At 64.4% G+C, this 20,074-nt stretch carries 10 protein-coding genes; all 10 read left to right on the top strand.

The window, feature by feature from the left end:
* Positions 1–130: 130 nt before the first annotated feature.
* The 10 genes from NGR_RS25595 (at position 131) to glgX (ending at position 20,046) form a co-directional block, all read left to right on the top strand.
* Positions 131–3,457 carry a DUF2126 domain-containing protein gene (locus NGR_RS25595; RefSeq protein WP_012709389.1) on the top strand — a complete coding sequence of 1,109 codons (3,327 nt, stop codon included), beginning with the start codon at positions 131–133 and terminating at the stop codon, positions 3,455–3,457.
* Entirely contained in the window at positions 3,458–5,866 is a 2,409-nt protein-coding gene (locus tag NGR_RS25600) for a circularly permuted type 2 ATP-grasp protein (RefSeq protein WP_012709390.1), read from the top strand. It begins immediately after the preceding gene.
* A 257-nt stretch (positions 5,867–6,123) separates the two neighbouring features.
* Positions 6,124–7,002: a transglutaminase family protein gene (locus NGR_RS25605; protein ID WP_012709391.1), complete on the top strand. Its 879-nt coding sequence runs from the start codon at positions 6,124–6,126 to the stop codon at positions 7,000–7,002.
* A gap of 175 nt (positions 7,003–7,177) precedes the next feature.
* A complete protein-coding gene (locus NGR_RS25610; protein WP_012709392.1) occupies positions 7,178–8,419 on the top strand; it encodes a vWA domain-containing protein in 1,242 nt (413 codons plus the stop codon).
* Positions 8,420–8,693: 274 nt separating this feature from the next.
* Entirely contained in the window at positions 8,694–11,159 is a 2,466-nt protein-coding gene (locus NGR_RS25615; protein ID WP_012709393.1) for a glycogen/starch/alpha-glucan phosphorylase, read from the top strand.
* Positions 11,156–13,366, top strand: a complete 2,211-nt coding sequence (gene glgB, locus NGR_RS25620) for a 1,4-alpha-glucan branching protein GlgB (RefSeq protein WP_012709394.1) — start codon at positions 11,156–11,158, stop codon at positions 13,364–13,366. The genes NGR_RS25615 and glgB overlap by 4 nt, the downstream gene beginning before the upstream one ends.
* A 114-nt stretch (positions 13,367–13,480) precedes the next feature.
* Positions 13,481–14,743, top strand: coding sequence for a glucose-1-phosphate adenylyltransferase (glgC, locus tag NGR_RS25625; RefSeq protein ID WP_012709395.1), 1,263 nt, complete (start codon positions 13,481–13,483; stop codon positions 14,741–14,743).
* Between the two features lie 11 nt (positions 14,744–14,754).
* Positions 14,755–16,197 (top strand): glycogen synthase GlgA, encoded by a 1,443-nt coding sequence (glgA, locus tag NGR_RS25630; RefSeq protein WP_012709396.1) that lies wholly within the window; start codon positions 14,755–14,757, stop codon positions 16,195–16,197.
* Positions 16,198–16,202: 5 nt separating this feature from the next.
* Positions 16,203–17,831 carry an alpha-D-glucose phosphate-specific phosphoglucomutase gene (locus NGR_RS25635; RefSeq protein ID WP_164924490.1) on the top strand — a complete coding sequence of 543 codons (1,629 nt, stop codon included), beginning with the start codon at positions 16,203–16,205 and terminating at the stop codon, positions 17,829–17,831.
* A gap of 250 nt (positions 17,832–18,081) precedes the next feature.
* The gene (gene glgX, locus NGR_RS25640) at positions 18,082–20,046 is read left to right on the top strand and encodes a glycogen debranching protein GlgX (RefSeq protein ID WP_012709398.1); all 1,965 of its coding nucleotides are present in this window, start codon (positions 18,082–18,084) and stop codon (positions 20,044–20,046) included.
* Positions 20,047–20,074: the final 28 nt, after the last annotated feature.

Consider the following 20,074-nt stretch of genomic DNA (forward strand, 5'->3'; position numbering starts at 1 on the left):
GGGAGTTGCCTCAGGGACGGCAAGGCAGGCCCGAACAAGCCTGGTTTCGGCTTGCTTTCTTCCTTCGCATTGCACAAAGTCCCATCGAATGACGGGCGACGGACCCGCCATCGAGGGGAAAAAACGCTGCATGTCGATCAAGGCCAGTATCTATCACCTGACCCACTACAAGTATGACCGGCCGGTAAGGCTCTCACCGCAGATCATCAGGTTGAAGCCGGCCGCGCATTCGAAGACCAAGGTCATCAGCCACTCGCTGAAAGTCTCGCCGGAGAACCATTTCGTCAATCTGCAGCAGGACCCTTACGGCAATTATCTCGCCCGTTATGTCTTTCCCGACCCGGTGACGGAGCTGAAGATCGAAGTCGATCTCGTCGCCGACATGACGGTCTACAATCCCTTCGACTTTTTCGTCGAAGAGGAAGCCGAGCACTGGCCGTTCCGCTATCCCGACGAGCTCAGCGAGGACCTGAAGATCTACATGACGCCGGAGCCGGCCGGCGAAAGGCTTTCGGCGTTCCTTTCAGGCGTCGATCGCTTCCGTCAGCGCACCATCGACATGGTGGTCGGCCTCAATGCGCGGCTGCAGAAGGAGATCGGCTATGTCATCCGCATGGAGCCGGGCGTCCAGTTGCCGGAGGAAACGCTCGGTCTCGCCAGGGGCTCCTGCCGCGATTCGAGCTGGCTGCTGGTGCAGATCCTCCGCAATCTCGGCTTTGCCGCCCGCTTCGTCTCCGGCTATCTCATCCAGCTGACGCCGGATCTGAAGGCGCTCGACGGCCCCTCCGGCACCGAGTACGACTTCACCGACCTGCATGCCTGGGCCGAGGTCTATCTCCCGGGTGCCGGCTGGGTCGGGCTCGATCCGACCTCCGGCCTCCTGACCGGCGAAAGCCACATTCCGCTGGCCGCCACCCCGCACTATCGCAACGCCGCACCGATCTCCGGCGGCTTCTTCGGGGATCCGGACACGCAGTCGGAGTTTGCCTTCGACATGAAGGTCGCGCGCGTCGCCGAGCATCCGCGCATCACCAAGCCGTTCTCCGACGAAAGCTGGGAGGCGCTCAACGCGCTCGGCAGCGAGGTCGACCGGGTTCTGGTAGAGAACGACGTGCGGCTCACCATGGGCGGCGAGCCGACCTTCGTGTCGATCGACGACTTCGAATCCGACGAATGGAACACCGCCGCCGTCGGCCCGACCAAGCGTGAAAAGGCCGACGCGCTCATTCGCCGCCTGCGCGAGCGCTTCGCGCCGGGCGGCTTCCTGCACTACGGGCAGGGCAAGTGGTATCCGGGCGAGAGCCTGCCGCGCTGGACCTTCTCGCTCTATTGGCGCCGCGATGGCCTGCCGATCTGGCAGCGGCCGGAACTGATTGCCGAGGAACGCGGCAAGAACGATGTGACCGAGCGCGAAGCCGAACGCCTGCTGGTCGCCATCGCCGGCGAACTCGACGTCGCCGTCGAGATGGTCGTTCCGGCCTATGAGGATCCGGCCGAATGGATCGTCAAGGAGGCGAACCTGCCGGACAATGTCGATCCGTCCAACTCGAAGCTCAAGGACCCGGAGGAGCGCAGCCGCCTCGCCCGCGTTTTCGAGCGCGGCCTGACGACGCCGACGGGCTACGTGCTGCCGGTCCAGGCTTGGAATTCCAAGGCATCGGGCCGCAAATGGACGAGCGAGAAATGGAAGACCCGGCGCGGCCGCATCTTTCTGGTGCCCGGCGACAGTCCGGTCGGCTACCGCCTGCCGCTCGGTTCCCTGCCCTATATCTCCCCCTCCGCTTATCCCTATATCAATCCCGTCGACCCGACCGTTCCGCGCGCAGACCTGCCGAACTTCACCGAAGAGAAGGGGCGCGCCCAGCAGTCGCGCTTCCAACCCTCCGAGGAGCCGCAAACCCCGCTGCCCGCTTCGCGCGACGAGATCGGCGGCTCGGTGCGCACCGCGATCACCGTCGAGCCGCGCGACGGCCGGCTCAGCGTCTTCATGCCGCCGACGACGGACATCGAGGAATATCTGGACCTGATCGCCTCGACCGAGCGGGCCGCGGCAGCGCTTGGTCTGACCGTCCATATCGAAGGCTATGCGCCGCCCCAGGACGAGCGCATCAACGTCATCCGGGTGGCGCCCGACCCGGGCGTGATCGAGGTCAATATCCACCCGGCTTCGAGCTGGGGGGAATGCGTCGACATCACAACGGCGATCTACGAGGAGGCGCGCGAGAGCCGGCTCGGCGCCGACAAGTTCATGATCGACGGCCGACACACCGGAACCGGCGGCGGCAACCACGTGGTGGTCGGCGGCCGCAGCCCCAATGACAGTCCCTTTCTGCGCCGGCCGGATCTTCTGAAGAGCATCGTCCTGCACTGGCAGCGCCACCCCTCGCTCTCCTACCTCTTTTCCGGCCTGTTCATCGGACCCACCAGCCAGGCGCCGCGCATCGACGAGGCACGCCACGATTCGCTTTATGAACTGGAAATCGCCCTCGCCCAGGTGCCCGCACCGGACACGGGCCGGCTGCCGCCGCTGCCGTGGCTCGTCGACCGGCTGTTCCGCAACCTGCTCGTCGACGTCACCGGCAATACGCACCGCGCGGAGATCTGCATCGACAAGCTCTTTTCGCCCGACGGTCCGACCGGCCGGCTCGGCCTGATCGAGTTCCGCGGCTTCGAGATGCCGCCCAATGCACGCATGTCGCTTGCCCAGCAATTGCTGGTCCGTGCCCTGATCGCCCGTTTCTGGAAGAACCCGGTCGAAGGCGGCTTCGTGCGCTGGGGCACGGCGCTCCACGACCGCTTCATGCTGCCGCACCATGTCTGGCAGGATTTCCTCGACGTTCTCGCCGATCTGAGAGCGCACGGCTTCGATTTCCGGCCGGAATGGTTCGCGGCACAGCTCGAATTCCGCTTCCCCTTCTGCGGCGAGGTGGAATACGAGGAAGCGAAGCTCGAAATCCGCCAGGCACTCGAGCCTTGGCACGTGATGGGCGAGCAGGGCGCGATCGGCGGCACGGTGCGCTACGTCGATTCATCGGTGGAGCGGCTTCAGGTGAAGCTCGAGACCGGCAATCCCGATCGCTACGTCGTGACTTGCAACGGCCGGCCGGTGCCGCTTTCGAAAACCGGGACGAACGGCGTCGCCGTCGCCGGCGTGCGCTACAAGGCCTGGCAGCCGGCAACCGGCTTGCACCCCGTTTTGCCGGTGAACACTCCCCTTACATTCGACGTTTATGATACATGGTCGAATCGGGCGATCGGCGGCTGCGTCTACCATGTCGCGCATCCAGGCGGGCGTAACTACGAGACGTTCCCGGTCAACGGCAACGAGGCGGAGGCACGCAGGCTGGCGCGCTTCGAACCCTGGGGCCACACGACGGGCATCTATCGGCTGCGACCCGAGACCCCATCGGCGGAGTTTCCCCTGACGCTCGACTTGAGGCGTCCGGCAGGAGTGTAAATGGCGAAGAAGCAGGCGGCAGAGGCAACAGGCAAGGGGCGGTTCGAGGGCGACCCGGCATTCGGCTATCGCGCCCTGCCGGGCGTCGCCGACGAGATGCTCGACCCCCAGGGCAACGTCCGGCCGGTATGGCAGCGGCTGCTTGCCGCGCTCGGCCGGATGGACGAAACGGAGCTCGCCAACCGCTTCGCCCGTGCCGACCGTTATCTGCGCGACGCCGGCGTCTTCTATCGGGCCTACGGCAAGGAAAACACCGAACGAAGCTGGCCGCTCTCGCACATACCGGTGCTGATCGACGAAGCCGAATGGGCCGCCGTTTCCGAGGGGTTGATCCAGCGGGCCGAGCTCCTCGAAAGGGTGGTCGCGGATATTTACGGCGAGAACCGCCTCGTCCGCGAAGGCCTGCTGCCGCCGGCGCTCGTCGCATCCAATCCGCAGTTCCTGCGCCCGCTGGTCGGCGTCGAGCCGGCTGGCGGACATTTCCTGCACTTCTGTACCTTCGAGATCGGGCGAGGCCCGGACGGCAATTGGTGGGTTCTTTCCGACCGGACCGAGGCACCGTCCGGCGCAGGCTTTGCACTTGAAAACCGCGTCGCGACGACACGCGCCTTTTCCAACCTCTACGCCGAAACCCATGTCCACCGCCTGGCAAGCTTCTTCGGGGCGTTCCGCGACACCCTTCAGGCGCAAAAGCTGCATCCGGACGACCGCATCGCCGTCCTCTCGCCCGGCATCGCCAACGAAACCTATTTCGAGCATGCCTACATCGCCCGCTATCTCGGCTTCATGCTGCTCGAAGGCGAGGACCTGACGGTCGTCGGCGGCCGGGTGATGGTGCGCACCGTCGCCGGCCTGAAGCCGATCGGCGTGCTCTGGCGTCGGCTCGACGCCTCCTTCGCCGATCCGCTCGAACTCGATCAATCCTCCCATATCGGCACGCCCGGACTCGTTGAAGCGCTGAGGGCCGGCTCCGTCTCGATCGTCAATGCGATCGGTTCCGGCATTCTCGAAACGCGCGCCTTCCTCGCCTTCATGCCGACGTTGTGTCGCCATTTGCTTGGCGAAGAGCAGAAGCTGCCGTCGATCGCCACCTGGTGGTGCGGCCAGGAATCGGAGCGCCAGCAGGTCGCGAACAACATCGAGGGCATGGTGATCGGCCCGGCCTATTCGACGCGGCCCTTCTTCGACGACAACGGCCAATCGGTGCTCGGCGCCTCGCTGCGCGACACCGCCAAGACATCGGTCGGCGAGTGGTTGGCGACAGATGGCGGCAAGCTCGTCGGACAGGAGGTCGTGACGCTGTCGACGACGCCGGCCTGGGTGCGCGGACGGCTGACGCCGCGGCCGATGAGCTTGCGTGTCTTTGCGGCGCGCAGCCGCGACGGCTGGCAGATCATGCCGGGCGGTTTTGCCCGGATCGGCTCCGGCGACGACGTGGCGGCGATCGCCATGCAGGCGGGTGGCACCGCCGCCGATGTCTGGATCGTCAGCGACAAGCCGGTCGAACGCACCACCCTGCTCCCGGCCGAGGAGAGCTTCACCCGCAATCTTCCGGGCAGCCTGCCGAGCCGCGCGGCCGACAATCTCTTCTGGCTCGGCCGCTATATCGAGAGGGCGGAGGGCGCGCTTCGTATCCTGCGCGCCTGGCATGCGCGCTTTGCCGAAGCGGCCGATCCGAGCATGCCGCTCCTGAAGGACGTCACCAGCTACCTTGCCGCGCTCGACATCAGCACCCGTCAGCCGGTACCGGTGAGCCTGCTCGCCAACATCGACAGCGCGCTCTTCAGCGCCGGCAACATCCGCGACCGGTTCTCCCCCGACGGCTGGCTCGCCCTGAACGACCTGTCGAAAACGGCGCGAAAGTTCCATGCGACCGTGCAGGCCGGCGACGACGCGACCCATGCGATGACCATTCTGCTGCGCAAGCTTGCCGGTTTTGCCGGTCTCGTCCACGAGAACATGTATCGCTTTACCGGCTGGCGGTTCCTGTCGATCGGCCGCTATCTCGAGCGCGGCCTGCACATGACGAGGCTGCTCGGCCATATGTCCGGGCCGGAGGCTCCGGACGGCGCCTATGACATGCTGCTCGAGATCGGCGACAGCGTCATGACCCATCGCCGCCGCTACAACGTCAACACCGCCGCCTTGACGGTTACCGACCTTTTGGCGCTCGATCCGCTCAACCCGCGTTCCGTGCTTTTTCAGTTGAACGAGATCAAGACGGAGGTCGAGCTGCTGCCGAACGCCTTCGTCAACGGCCAGATGTCGCCTTTCTACCGGGAGACGATGCGGCTTCACTCCGGCCTCGCGGTGATGACGCCGGAGGCAATGAGCGAAGCCGTCTACAAGCGGCTCGAGCAGGACCTTGAAAGACTTTCGGACCTGATTGCGCAAACCTATCTCGGCTAGAGTGAACATGAGGCGACACAGCAGCGCAGGCGTGCACGTCTGTAACCTCTCCCCAACCCCTCCCCACAAGGGGGAGGGGCTATCGCGGCCGCACCGCCTCCGCCTCCATGTCGACCTTTGCGCTGGACGCCGAGGCGGAAGTGGCAGCCGATCGCAGCGGTGGCTAAGCCCCTCCCCCTTGTGGGTCCCTTGTGGGAGGGTTGGGGAGGGGACTTGTCCCTGCACCGGAGGTGAACCAGTGAACGGCAGCCCTTCCCATGCTCTATGACATCAATTTGAAGATCACCTACGGTTACGAGGTTCCGGTGAGCGGCGGTCGCCATCTCGTGCGCGTGTTGCCCGCGTCGATCCCCGGCCGACAGCGCCTCATCGCCGGCGCCGTCACGTGCCAGCCGACGCCCGGCGAACGGTCGGAGAGCGTCGATTTCTTCGCCAACGCCACCACCTCCATCCTGTTCCGCTCCGCTCACGAGAACCTGGTCATTCGCATGCAGGCGCGCGTGCAGGCTGAAGCGACGCCGCTCACCGCCGATCTGTCGCCGCCGCTGGCTAGCCTGCCCTCGCAACTGGCCGCCTGCTGGTCGATCGATGCCGACTCGCCGCATCATTTCATCGGCCCGAGTCCGCTGCTGCCGGAGGCTGGGGAAATCGCCGCCTATGCGCGCGAGATCGCCGGGGAGGACATGACGGTGCGTCAGATCGGCATCGCCGTCTGCGAGCGCATTCACCGCGATTTCGCCTACGATACCGAAGCGACCACCGTGACCACGACGCCCGCCGAGGCCTTCAAGCTGAAGCGCGGCGTCTGCCAGGATTTCACCCATGTGATGATCGTGGCGCTGCGCAGCCTGGGTATCCCCGCCGGCTATGTCAGCGGCTTCCTCAGGACCCTGCCGCCGCCCGGCAAAGAGCGGCTTGAAGGTGCCGACGCCATGCATGCCTGGGTCCGCTTCTGGTGCGGCACGACCGGTGGCTGGATGGAGCTCGACCCGACCAACAATATTCCGGCCGGCACCGATCATATCGTCGTCGGCCATGGCCGTGACTATGGCGACGTGGCGCCGGTCATCGGTGTGCTGAAAAGCTACGGCAGCCACACTACCGAACAGGCCGTCGACGTCATTCCCGTGGAATGACCCGAAACGGAACGATTCGCACCATTTTCGCACAATTCCGCCCTGCGGAATGCCCCCAGAAGACATGGGCTTTCCGGCCGTTTCGTTAAGATTGCAACGATCGTCTCAACGGGACCGTAACGCATCACCACTAGTGTCATGGATGAAAATCTACAACGTGCGGGGGTGCGTACACATGAGAAGACGGTCCATGATCGGCCGGTCCTTCATCACGATGCTCAAGGACCGGGGCGGCAATTTTGGAATGATGACGGCAGTCGCGGCGCCGCTGCTTCTCGCAGCAGGCGGCGTTTCGATCGACATGGCCAACATGCTGATGACGAAGAACCAGCTCCAGGATGCGACCGACGCGGCCGCCCTTGCGGCGGCGTCCGCGCTTGTTTCCGACGAACAGCCGGATATCGCTGCAGCCAAGGAGATCGCCCGCAAATTCCTGAAGACCCAGGCCGGCGGCACCACGACGCCCGATGCTCCGGCCGACAGCGGAGAGGGAGCCTCCTCCGGCGCTGCTTCGTCGACACCTGATTGGGACGACGTCAACACGCTCGAGGTGAACATCACCGAGACCCCCAACGGTACGAAAGGAAAGATCTTCCAGGTCACCGTCATCAACAAGCGCGTCACCGAGTTCAACGCCATGACGCGGCTGCTCGGCACGGACTCGATCGAACTCGAAGCCAGCTCCACGGCGGAAAGCGCAACCGAGAGCAAGAACGCGCTGTCGATGTACCTGGTCCTCGACCGATCCGGCTCGATGGCGTGGAAGACGAACACGATCAACGCGGCAAAAAAGAGCTGCCCCAACTACACGGAGTCCAACTGGAGCAGATACCCCAATCTTTGGGCGAGCAGTCCCTGCTACGTCACCAAAATCGACGCTCTGAAGACTGCCGTCACGGACCTGCTGGCGCAATTGCTGGTCGCCGATCCGGATCAGATCTATGTCCGTACCGCCGCGATCTCCTATAATTCCGTTCAGGACACCGCTGGAACGCTCGCCTGGGGTACGAGCGGCGCCGCGGCCTATGTCAATGCGCTCGTCGCAACCGGCGGCACGGCATCGGCCGGCGCCTTCAAGACCGCCTACCAGAAGGTCATCGCGGCGACGGAAAACACGGCCCACGCCGCCAAGAACGGCCAGGTTCCGTCGAAGTACATGGTCTTCATGACCGATGGCGAGAACAACTACGCCAATGACGACACGGTCACGAAGCAATGGTGCGACACCGCCAAGGCCAACAAGGTCGAGATCTATAGCGTAGCGTTCATGGCACCGGAGCGTGGCCAGGCGTTGCTGAAATACTGCGCCTCCTCCAGCTCGCATTATTTCGAGGCCGAGGAAGTGACAGACCTTGTCGCGGCCTTCAAGGCCATTGGCGAACGCGCCGCGGCAGTGGTTTCCCGCCTGACCAAATAGCCGGCGCACAACCGCAGCCCGGGATATTGGGGCTGTCGGGCCGGAATTGTCGCCGTCCAATCATTTTGCCATGCCGTTCGGTCTTTGCCGGACGGCATTTTTCTTTCTGCGAAACTATTGAAATAGAAGCCTAACTGCATCCGCGCCCGGCGTCGGAATGATCTAATCCATTTAAAAACACCTGTTGCAAGCGCTTCGGATCGATGCATAAATGCCTGTCCCGGCCGGTTCGGCTTACGGTTTCCTGAAATGCAACAAGGGTTTGACAGTTCTCATGATGAATCGGCTCTCCACCAACGAACTGCCGCAGCCGGCACTGAGATCCTCCGAACCGGGCCAGCTTGCCGTCGAGATTCTCGAGCGCCTCAAGTACCGCATCGGCAAGGATCCGAAGGTCGCAAAGCCGCACGACTGGCTGACCGCCGCCATTCTTGTCGCTCGCGACCGGATCACCGACAAGTGGATGGACTCGACGCGCAAGACCTATGCGACCGGGGCGAAGCGGGTCTACTACCTTTCGCTCGAATTCCTCATCGGCCGGCTGATGCGCGACGCCATGACGAATATCGGCCTGATGGACGAGATGCGTGATGCACTTGCCTCGCTGGGCGTCGATATCGACGTGGTCGCGCAGCTCGAGCCGGACGCCGCCCTCGGCAATGGCGGCCTTGGGCGCCTTGCCGCCTGTTTCATGGAGTCGATGGCGACCGTCGACGTTCCCGCCTATGGCTACGGCATCCGTTACATGCACGGCCTGTTCCGCCAGCAGATGGCCGACGGCTGGCAGGTCGAACTGCCCGAGACCTGGCTGGCCCACGGCAATCCGTGGGAATTCGAGCGGCGGGAGAGCTCCTACGAGATCGGCTTCGGCGGCAGCGTCGAGACGGTCAATATCGACGAGGAAGTCCAGCGCTACGTCTGGAAGCCGGCGGAGCGGGTGATCGCCACCGCCTTCGACACGCCGGCGGTCGGCTGGCGGGCAAAGCGCGTCAACACGCTGCGGCTGTGGGCTGCGCAGCCGATCGATCCGATCCTGCTCGACGCCTTCAACGCCGGCGACCACATCGGTGCGCTGCGCGAGAGCAACAAGGCGGAGTCGCTGACGCGCGTGCTTTATCCGGCCGACGCCACGCCGGCCGGCCAGGAACTGCGCCTCCGACAGGAATACTTCTTCTCGTCCGCCTCGCTGCAGGACATCCTGCGCCGGCACCTGCAGCAATATCCGGACTTCACGTCGCTGCCGGATGCGGTCGCCATCCAGCTCAACGATACGCACCCGGCGGTGTCCGTCGCTGAACTGGTGCGCCTGCTCACCGACATCCATGGCCTTGGTTTCGAAGAGGCCTGGGACATCACCCGGCGGACCTTCGCCTATACCAACCACACGCTGCTGCCGGAAGCGCTCGAAAGCTGGCCGGTGCCGCTGTTCGAGCGGCTGTTGCCCCGCCACATGCAGATCGTCTATGCGATCAATGCGAAGGTCCTCATCGAGGCGCGCCGGCAGAAGCATGCGGTCGACGAGGAGATCCGCTCCATCTCGCTGATCGACGAAACGGGCGAACGGCGGGTGCGCATGGGCAATCTCGCCTTTGTCGGCTCCCATTCGATCAACGGCGTTTCGACGCTGCACACCGACCTGATGAAGGAAACGGTGTTTGCCAATCTGCACAAGCTCTATCCGGACCGCATCAACAACAAGACCAACGGCATCACGCCGCGCCGCTGGCTGATGCAGTGCAATCCCGGCCTGTTCGGCCTCATCCGGGACGCGATCGGCGACGAGTTCATGGACAATACCGAGGCGCTGCAGGCGCTCGACGCCTTTGCCGACAAGGCGGACTTCCAGGAACAGTTCGCTGCCGTCAAGCGCGCCAACAAGGTGAAGCTGGCAAAGCTTGTCCAGGCGAGCCTCGGCATCAGGCTCGATCCGTCGGCGATGTTCGACATCCAGATCAAGCGTATCCACGAATACAAGCGTCAATTGCTGAACATCATCGAGGCGGTGGCGCTCTACGACCAGATCCGCTCGCATCCGGAACTCGACTGGGTGCCGCGCGTCAAGCTCTTCGCCGGCAAGGCGGCGCCGAGCTACCACCACGCCAAGCTGATCATCAAGCTCGCCAATGACGTCGCGAAGGTGATCAACAACGACCCGGCGGTGCGCGGTCTCCTGAAGATCGTCTTCGTTCCCAACTACAACGTCTCGCTGGCCGAGGTAATGGTTCCAGCCGCCGACCTCTCCGAGCAGATCTCGACGGCCGGCATGGAGGCGTCCGGCACCGGCAATATGAAGTTCGGCCTCAACGGCGCGCTGACCATCGGCACGCTCGACGGCGCCAATGTCGAGATGCGCGACTGGGTCGGCGAGGAAAACATCAAGATCTTCGGCATGACCGCCGAGGAGGTGGCCAAGGCACGGGCCGAGGGGCACAATCCGCGGGCCGTCATCGAGGGCTCGCGCGAGCTGTCGCAGGCGCTTCAGGCGATCGCCTCCGGCGTCTTCTCGCCGGATGATCGCAACCGCTTCGCGGGCCTAGTCGACGGCCTCTACAACCATGACTGGTTCATGGTCGCCGCCGATTTCGAAGCCTACGCCAAGGCGCAGCGCGAGGTTGACAAACTCTGGACCACCCCGTCCGACTGGTATTCGAAGACGATCCGCAACACGGCGCGGATGGGCTGGTTTTCATCCGACCGCACGATCCGTCAGTATGCCGGTGAAATCTGGAGAGCCGGATGACATCACCGCCCGGCAAGGACGAAACGCCCGCTGCATCAGGCTTTCTGCCGGCGCAGGAAATCGAGGCAATACTTTCCGGCACCCATAGCGATCCGTTTGCCGTTCTCGGTGTGCATGCATGCGGCAAGAGCTATGTCGCGCGCTGCTTCATCCCCGGCGCTGCAACGGTGGTCGCGGAGACCCTGTCCGGCGACGAGGTCGGAGCCCTGGAGCGGCGCCACGACGCGGGGTTTTTCGAAGGCCCCGTCTCGCTTCGCAAGACGCAGCCGGTCCGCTACCGGGCCCGCAACGCGGGCGGCGAATGGATCGTGGTCGATCCCTACAGTTTCGGTCCCGTCCTTGGGCCGATGGACGACTACTACATCCGCGAAGGCTCACATCTCCGGCTCTTCGACAAGCTAGGGGCCCACCCGATCGCCCATGACGGTGCCGAAGGCTTTCATTTCGCCGTCTGGGCGCCGAACGCGCGGCGCGTCTCCGTCGTCGGCGGCTTCAACGACTGGGACGGGCGCCGCCATGTCATGCGGCGACGCGCCGACACCGGCATCTGGGAGATCTTCGTTCCCGGCGTGCCGATCGGCTCCCCCTATAAATACGAGATCCTCGGCAAGGACGGCACCCTGCTGCCGCTGAAGGCCGATCCCTTCGCCCGTCGCTCGGAATTGCGCCCCGACACCGCATCGGTAACGACGGGAGAAATCGTCCAGGTGTGGGAGGACGAGGCACACCGGCGGCACTGGGATGAGGTCGATCCGCGCCGCCAGCCGATTTCCATCTACGAGGTCCATGCCAGCTCGTGGCAGCGCCGCGACAACGGCGACATGCTCTCCTGGGACGAACTGGCGGAACGGCTGATCCCCTATTGCGTCGACATGGGCTTCACCCATATCGAATTCCTGCCGATCTCCGAATTTCCCTACGACCCGTCCTGGGGTTACCAGACCACCGGTCTTTATGCGCCGACGGCGCGCTTCGGCGAACCGGAGGGCTTTGCCCGCTTCGTCAACGGCTGCCACAAGGCCGGCATCGGCGTCATTCTCGACTGGGTACCGGCGCATTTTCCGACCGACGAGCATGGGCTTCGCTGGTTCGACGGCACGGCGCTCTACGAGCATGAGGATCCGCGCCAGGGCTTCCATCCCGATTGGAACACGGCGATCTACAATTTCGGCCGTGAGGAGGTCGCCGCCTATCTCGTCAACAACGCCCTCTATTGGGCCGAGAAGTTCCATGTCGACGGCCTGCGCGTCGATGCGGTCGCGTCGATGCTCTATCTCGACTATTCGCGCCAGCACGGCGAATGGGTGCCGAACGAATATGGCGGCAATGAAAATCTCGAGGCGGTCCGCTTCCTGCAGACGATGAACAGCCGCCTCTACGGCATCCATCAGGGCGTCCTGACGATCGCCGAGGAGTCGACCTCCTGGCCGAAGGTCTCGCATCCGGTTCATACCGGCGGGCTCGGCTTCGGCTTCAAATGGAACATGGGCTTCATGCACGACACGCTGCAATATCTGTCGCGCGAGCCGGTGCACCGCAAGTTCCACCACAACGACATGACCTTCGGGCTGCTCTACGCCTTCAGCGAGAATTTCGTCCTGCCGCTGTCGCATGACGAGGTCGTGCACGGCAAGGGATCGCTGATCGCCAAGATGGCCGGCGACGATTGGCAGAAGTTCGCCAACCTCAGGGCCTACTACGCCTTCATGTGGGGCTATCCGGGCAAGAAGCTGCTGTTCATGGGGCAGGAGTTCGCCCAGTGGCGCGAATGGTCGGAAGAGCGCCAGCTCGACTGGAACCTGCTTGAGTACAACCTTCACGAAGGCATGCGGCGGCTGGTCCGCGACTTGAACGGCACCTACCGCTCGAAGCCGGCGCTGCACGCGCGCGACTGCGAGGGCGAGGGCTTCGAGTGGCTGATTGCCGACGACCGGGACAATTCGGTCTTCGCATGGCTGAGAAAGGCGCCGGGCGAGAAGCTGGTCGCGGTCGTCACCAACTACACGCCCGTCTACCGGGAGGGCTACGACGTGCCGCTGCCGGTGGCGGGACGCTGGAAGGAAATCCTCAACACCGATGCGGAGATCTACGGAGGAAGCGGCAAGGGCAACGGCGGCGCCGTGCAAGCGGAAAAGAAATCGAACGGAAGGACGATGGCCACCGTCACGCTGCCGCCGCTGGCGACGCTGATGCTGGAGCAGGATTGACGAGCAGTTCCGGCCGGCACAGCCGGCGGACGGGCAGGAAGAAATCATGGGGCCCGCGAGGCGTCGCAGAATGCCGCCGGGCGGTCCTCGAAGAACTGATCTTGGGGAGGACAAATGGTGGAAAAACGTACGCAACCTCTGGCCCGTGATGCCATGGCCTATGTTCTCGCCGGCGGCCGCGGCAGCCGACTGAAGGAACTGACCGACCGGCGCGCCAAGCCGGCCGTCTATTTCGGCGGCAAGGCGCGCATCATCGACTTCGCGCTTTCCAATGCGCTCAATTCCGGTATCCGCCGCATCGGCGTTGCGACCCAGTACAAGGCCCATTCGCTGATCCGGCACCTGCAGCGCGGCTGGAACTTCTTCCGCCCCGAACGCAACGAGAGCTTCGACATCCTGCCGGCCAGCCAGCGCGTCTCGGAGACGCAATGGTATGAAGGCACCGCCGATGCGGTTTTCCAGAACATCGACATCATCGAGGATCACGGCGTCGAGTACATGGTGATCCTCGCCGGCGACCACATCTACAAGATGGACTACGAGCTGATGCTGCAGCAGCACGTCGATTCCGGAGCCGACGTGACGATCGGCTGCCTGGAAGTGCCGCGCATGGAGGCAACGGGCTTCGGCGTCATGCATGTCGACAACGAGGACCGCATCATCGCCTTCGTCGAGAAGCCCGCCGATCCGCCCGGCATCCCCGGCAACCCGGAGATGGCGCTGGCCTCGATGGGCATCTACGTCTTCCACACCAAGTTCCTGATGGACATGCTGCGCCGCGATGCCGCCGATCCGAAGTCCAGCCGCGACTTCGGCAAGGACATCATCCCCTATATCGTCGAGCACGGTAAGGCGGTCGCCCACCGCTTCACCCACTCCTGCGTCCGCTCGGATTTCGAACGCGAGGCCTATTGGCGCGACGTCGGCACGATCGACGCTTACTGGCAGGCCAATATCGACCTCACCCATATCACGCCGGAGCTTGACATCTATGACAGCACCTGGCCGATCTGGACCTTCTCCGAAATCAAGCCGCCGGCAAAATTCGTCCACGACGACGAGGACCGCCGCGGCTCGGCGACCTCCTCACTCGTCTCGGGCGATTGCATCATCTCCGGCGCGGCGCTGAACAAGAGTCTCCTGTTCACCGGCGTCCGGGTCAATTCATACTCCCGACTCGAAAATGCCGTAGTTCTCCCCGACGTGACGATCGGGCGGCACTCGATTCTGCGCAATGTCGTCATCGATAGCCGGGTCGTGATCCCGGAGGGGCTGGTGGTCGGCGACGATCCGGAGCTCGACGCCAAGCGCTTCCGCCGCTCCGAGAACGGCGTCTGCCTGATTACGCAAACGATGATCGACAAGTTGGGAATGTAGGTCTGCCGCATATGAACATTCTGTCCGTTGCGTCCGAGGTCTACCCGCTGGTCAAGACCGGGGGGCTCGCCGATGTCGCCGGCGCGCTTCCAGCGGCGCTTCTTCCCCACGGCATCCGCACCCGCACCCTGCTGCCCGGCTACCCGGCCGTGCTCCACAAGCTCAAGAAGCCAAAGGCGGCCGGCCGCATCGCCAATCTGTTCGGCCATCCTGCGACCGTTCTTGCGGCCGAATTCGACGGGCTGGACCTGCTCGTACTCGATCAACCGGCACTCTACGACCGCGACGGCGGACCCTATCTCGATCCGACCGGGCGTGACTATCCGGACAATTTCCGCCGCTTCGCCGCCTTGTCGCTCGCGGCCGCCGAGATCGCCGGCGACGATGTCGTGCCTGGCTGGAAGCCGGATATCGTCCACGTCCACGACTGGCAGGCGGCGCTGACGCCGGTTTATATGCGCTTCGGCTCGGCGCGGAACATGCCGACGGTGCTGACGATCCACAACATCGCCTTCCAGGGCCAATTCGGCGCTTCGGTCTTTCCCGAGCTCGCCCTGCCGCCCGAGGCCTTCTCTATGCCGTTCGTCGAATATTACGGCGATGTCGGGTTCCTCAAAGGCGGCCTGCAGATGGCGACGGCGATCACCACGGTCAGCCCTTCCTATGCGCATGAGATCCTGACGCCGGAATTCGGGATGGGGATGGAAGGGCTTCTGGCAAGCCGCGCCATGGACCTTACCGGGATCGTCAACGGCATCGATGTCGATACGTGGAATCCCGAGACCGATCCGCACATCGCCCGACACTACGGTCCGACCGCGATCAAGCAGCGAGCCGCCAACCGCAAGGCTCTGGAAGACCGTTTTGCCCTGGACGACAGCCGCGGTCCGATCTTTTGCGTCATCAGCCGGCTCACCTGGCAAAAAGGCATGGACCTGCTGGCCGAAGTGGCCGACGATATCGTGGCGCTCGGCGGCAAGCTTATCGTGCTCGGTTCCGGCGACAGTGCGCTCGAGGGGGCGCTGATGGCGGCCGCCTCGCGTCACCGCGGCCGCATCGGCATGGTGACCGGCTACGACGAGCCGCTGTCGCATCTCATGCAGGCGGGTTCCGACGCGATCCTCATTCCCTCGCGCTTCGAGCCCTGCGGCCTGACGCAGCTCTACGGCCTGCGCTACGGCTGCATACCGATCGTTGCCCGGACCGGCGGCCTGACCGATACGGTCATCGACGCCAACGAGGCGGCGCTGTCGGCCAGGGTGGCGACCGGCTTCCAGTTCCACCCGGTCACCGCCGACGGCTTGCGCCTTGCGATCCGGCGCGCCATGCGTGCATACGGCGAACCGAAGGTCTGGGCGCGTCTGCAGAACCAGGGCATGAAGTCCGACGTTTCATGGGCCAAGAGCGCGGAACGCTACGCGTCGCTCTATTCCGGTCTTCTCGCGAAAGGCTAAGACAGATGATAAAAACCGTCTCCACCAACCCCTATGGCGACCAGAAGCCCGGCACGTCGGGCCTCAGGAAGAAGGTCCCGGTCTTCCAGCAGAAGAACTATGCCGAGAACTTCATCCAGGCGATTTTCGATTCGCTCGAAGGCTTCCAAGGCGAGACGCTGGTGATCGGCGGCGACGGCCGCTACTACAACCGCGAGGTCATCCAGAAGGCGATCAAGATGGCGGCGGCGAACGGTTTCGGCCGCGTGCTCGTCGGCCGCGGCGGTATTCTGTCGACGCCGGCTGCCTCCAATGTCATCCGCAAATACAAGGCGTTCGGCGGCATCGTGCTGTCGGCAAGCCACAACCCCGGCGGTCCGACCGAGGATTTCGGCATCAAGTACAATGTCGGCAATGGCGGTCCCGCCCCGGAAAAGGTGACGGATGCGATCTTCGACCGCACCAGGGTGATCGACAGCTACAAGATCGCCGACGTCGCCGACGTCAATCTGGACGCCGAGGGATCGCACCAGGTCGAGACCATGACGGTGACGGTGATCGATCCGGTCGCCGACTATGCCGAGCTGATGGAGAGCCTGTTCGACTTTGCGGCGATCCGCAAGCTGATTTCCGGAGGCTTCCGCGTCGTCTTCGATGCGATGAGCGCCGTCACCGGACCCTATGCCAAGGAGATCATCGAGAAACGGCTCGGCGCGCCGAAGGGTTCGGTGATGAACTTCATACCGCTGCCGGATTTCGGCGGCCATCATCCGGATCCCAACCTCGTCCATGCCCGCGCGCTCTACGAGACGATGATGGCGCCCGACGCGCCCGATTTCGGCGCCGCCTCCGACGGCGACGGCGACCGCAACCTGATCATCGGCAAGGGCATCTTTGTCACGCCCTCCGACAGCCTGGCGATCCTTGCCGCCAATGCGCATCTGGCGCCCGGCTACGCCAAGGGGCTGGCCGGCATCGCCCGTTCCATGCCGACGAGCGGGGCCGCCGACCGCGTCGCCGAGAAGCTCGGCATCGGTCTCTACGAGACGCCGACCGGCTGGAAGTTCTTCGGCAACCTGCTCGACGAGGGCCTGGCGACGATCTGCGGCGAGGAAAGCGCCGGCACCGGATCCAACCACGTGCGCGAGAAGGACGGGCTCTGGGCCGTTTTGCTCTGGCTCAACATCCTGGCCGCTCGCCAGGAAAGCGCCCTCGACATCGTTCGCCAGCACTGGTCGACCTACGGACGCAACTATTATTCGCGCCACGACTACGAGGGAGTCGATTCGGACGCCGCCAACGGCCTGATCGCCGCGCTCAGGGACAAGCTCGCCGGGCTGCCGGGCAAGGGCTTCGGCCCACTCACCGTCGAGACCGCCGATGATTTCTCCTACAACGACCCGGTCGACAAGTCGGTGAGCAACAACCAGGGCATCCGCATCCTCTTCAAGGGCGGATCGCGGGTCGTCTTCCGCCTCTCCGGCACCGGAACCTCCGGCGCGACGCTACGCGTCTATATCGAACGCTTCGAGCCGGACCCGGCCGGCCACGACCTGGACACACAAGCAGCACTCGCCGACCTGATCGCCGTCGCCGACAACATCGCCGAGATCAAGACGCGCACCGGCCGCCAGGAGCCGAGCGTTATTACCTGAGGCACTCACGCAGATCTTCCGCTGATGCCCCAGTTCACCCCCCTCTGGCCTGCCGGCCATCTCCCCCACAAGGGGGGAGATCGGATGTGGCCCGCCCTGTGCCAATGATAAGGCTTCCTATTCCAAGCCGTTCGACCCGGGCGAAGTGTTCGCCGCGAGTCGATCCCTTGTGGGGGAGATGGCCGACAGGCCAGAGGGGGTGGACGGCGGCACTGACTTCAACGGTAAAATCAAGAAGGGAAGCGCCTTCATGCCGACGACAGGAATCCCACCCCTCGGCGTGACCCGCACGACTGACGGAACATGCTTCGCCGTCTGGTCCCACAATGCCGCCCGCATCGATCTCTGCCTGTTCGACAAGCAAGGCAAAAAGGAGCTGCGCCGCCTGCCGATGACGCGCGACGGCGATGTGCATAGCATCATCCTCGCTGGCGTGCCGCTCGGTACCCGCTACGGCCTGCGTGCCGAGGGCGTCTACTCGCCCGACCACGGACTGTGGTTCGACCCCTCCAAGCTGCTCGTCGACCCCTATGCCGTGGAACTCGACCGCCCCTTTCGCCACGATCCACGGCTGACGATGTTCGGCGAGGAGACGGCCGACCTCGTGCCGAAGGCGATCGTCACCGACGTCAAGGCCGTGAAGCCGAAGCCGCCGCTGTTTGAGCCCGGCGGGCTGATCTACGAGGTCGCCGTCAAGCCGTTCACCATGCTTCATCCCGGCATTCCGGAGAAGAAACGCGGCACGCTGGCTGCCCTCGCCGAGCCGGTCGTCATCGAGCACCTCACCCGCCTCGGTGTGTCCGCCGTCGAACTGATGCCGATCATCGCCTGGATCGACGAGCGGCACCTGCCGCCGCTCGGGCTCCACAATGGCTGGGGCTACAATCCGATCGCGCCGATGGCGCTCGATCCGCGCCTCGTTCCCGGCGGCGTCAAGGAACTGCGCAAGACCGTCGAGGCGCTGCACAAGGCCGGCATCGGCGTCATCCTCGATCTCGTCTTCAACCATTCCGGCGAGAGCGACCGCTACGGCACGACGCTTTCGATGCGCGGGCTCGACAATCTCACCTATTATCGCCATGTCACCGACGAGCCGGGCGAGCTCATCAACGACACCGGCTGCGGCAACACCATCGCCTGCGATCACCCGATGGTCCGAAGGCTGATCCTCGACAGTCTGCGCCATTTCGTTCTTGCCGCCGGCGTCGATGGTTTCCGCTTCGACCTTGCCTCCATCCTCGGCCGGGACATGGGCGGCTTTCACCGCGACGCAGCCCTCTTCGCCGCGATCGCGGTCGATCCGCTGCTTTCCGACCGCATCCTGATCGCCGAGCCCTGGGACACCGGCCCCGGCGGCTACCAGCTCGGCAATTTCCCGCACCCCTTTCTCGAATGGAACGATCGCGCCCGCGACGATATCCGCCGTTACTGGCGCGGCGATCGGCACGCCGTCGGGACGCTCGCCACCGCGCTTGCCGGCTCTTCCGAGACCTTCTCGCGCTGGGGCGAGACGACGACGCGCAGCGTCAACTTCATCGCCGCCCATGACGGCTTCACGCTCTTCGACCTCGTCGCCTATGCGCGCAAACACAACGAGGCGAATGGCGAAGGCAATCGCGACGGGCACAACGAGAATTACTCCTGGAACAATGGCGCCGAGGGCGCGACCGAGGATCCGGAGGTGGATGCGGCGCGGCGCAATGATGCGATGGCGCTCGCCGGTAGCCTGTTCGCCTCGCGCGGAACGATCATGCTGACGGCGGGGGACGAAGGCGGCCGCAGCCAGCACGGCAACAACAATGCCTATGCGCAGGACAATGTGACGACCTGGCTCGACTGGGAGGCGCTCGACCAGCAACTCGTCGACCACACGGCTGCCCTCTCCGCCATGCGCCGCCGCTTTGGGGTCTTCGACGACACGTCGTTCTTCACCGGACAGGGCGACGTCGACTGGCTGCGGCTCGACGGCCGTCCGATGACCGTCGAGGATTGGGAACATCCGGCGACCGACAACTTTATCATGGTGCTGGCGACGGGAGATCGGCAACAGCAGCGATCGACCCGGCTTGCCGTGGTCATCAACCGCAGCCATGCGTTGCACCCCTTCAGGCCGCCCCCGAGCCTCGACGGCGAATGGCGCGACGCCCTTACGGGCGTGGCGCTGCCGGCCTGCGCCCCGGCGCGTACGGTCACCTTCCTGGTCGAGGTTTTCTAAAGTTTTACCGCCACTTGCTAGAAATTGC

Origin of the sequence: Sinorhizobium fredii NGR234 (assembly GCF_000018545.1) — a bacterium.
Taxonomy (GTDB): domain Bacteria; phylum Pseudomonadota; class Alphaproteobacteria; order Rhizobiales; family Rhizobiaceae; genus Sinorhizobium; species Sinorhizobium fredii_A.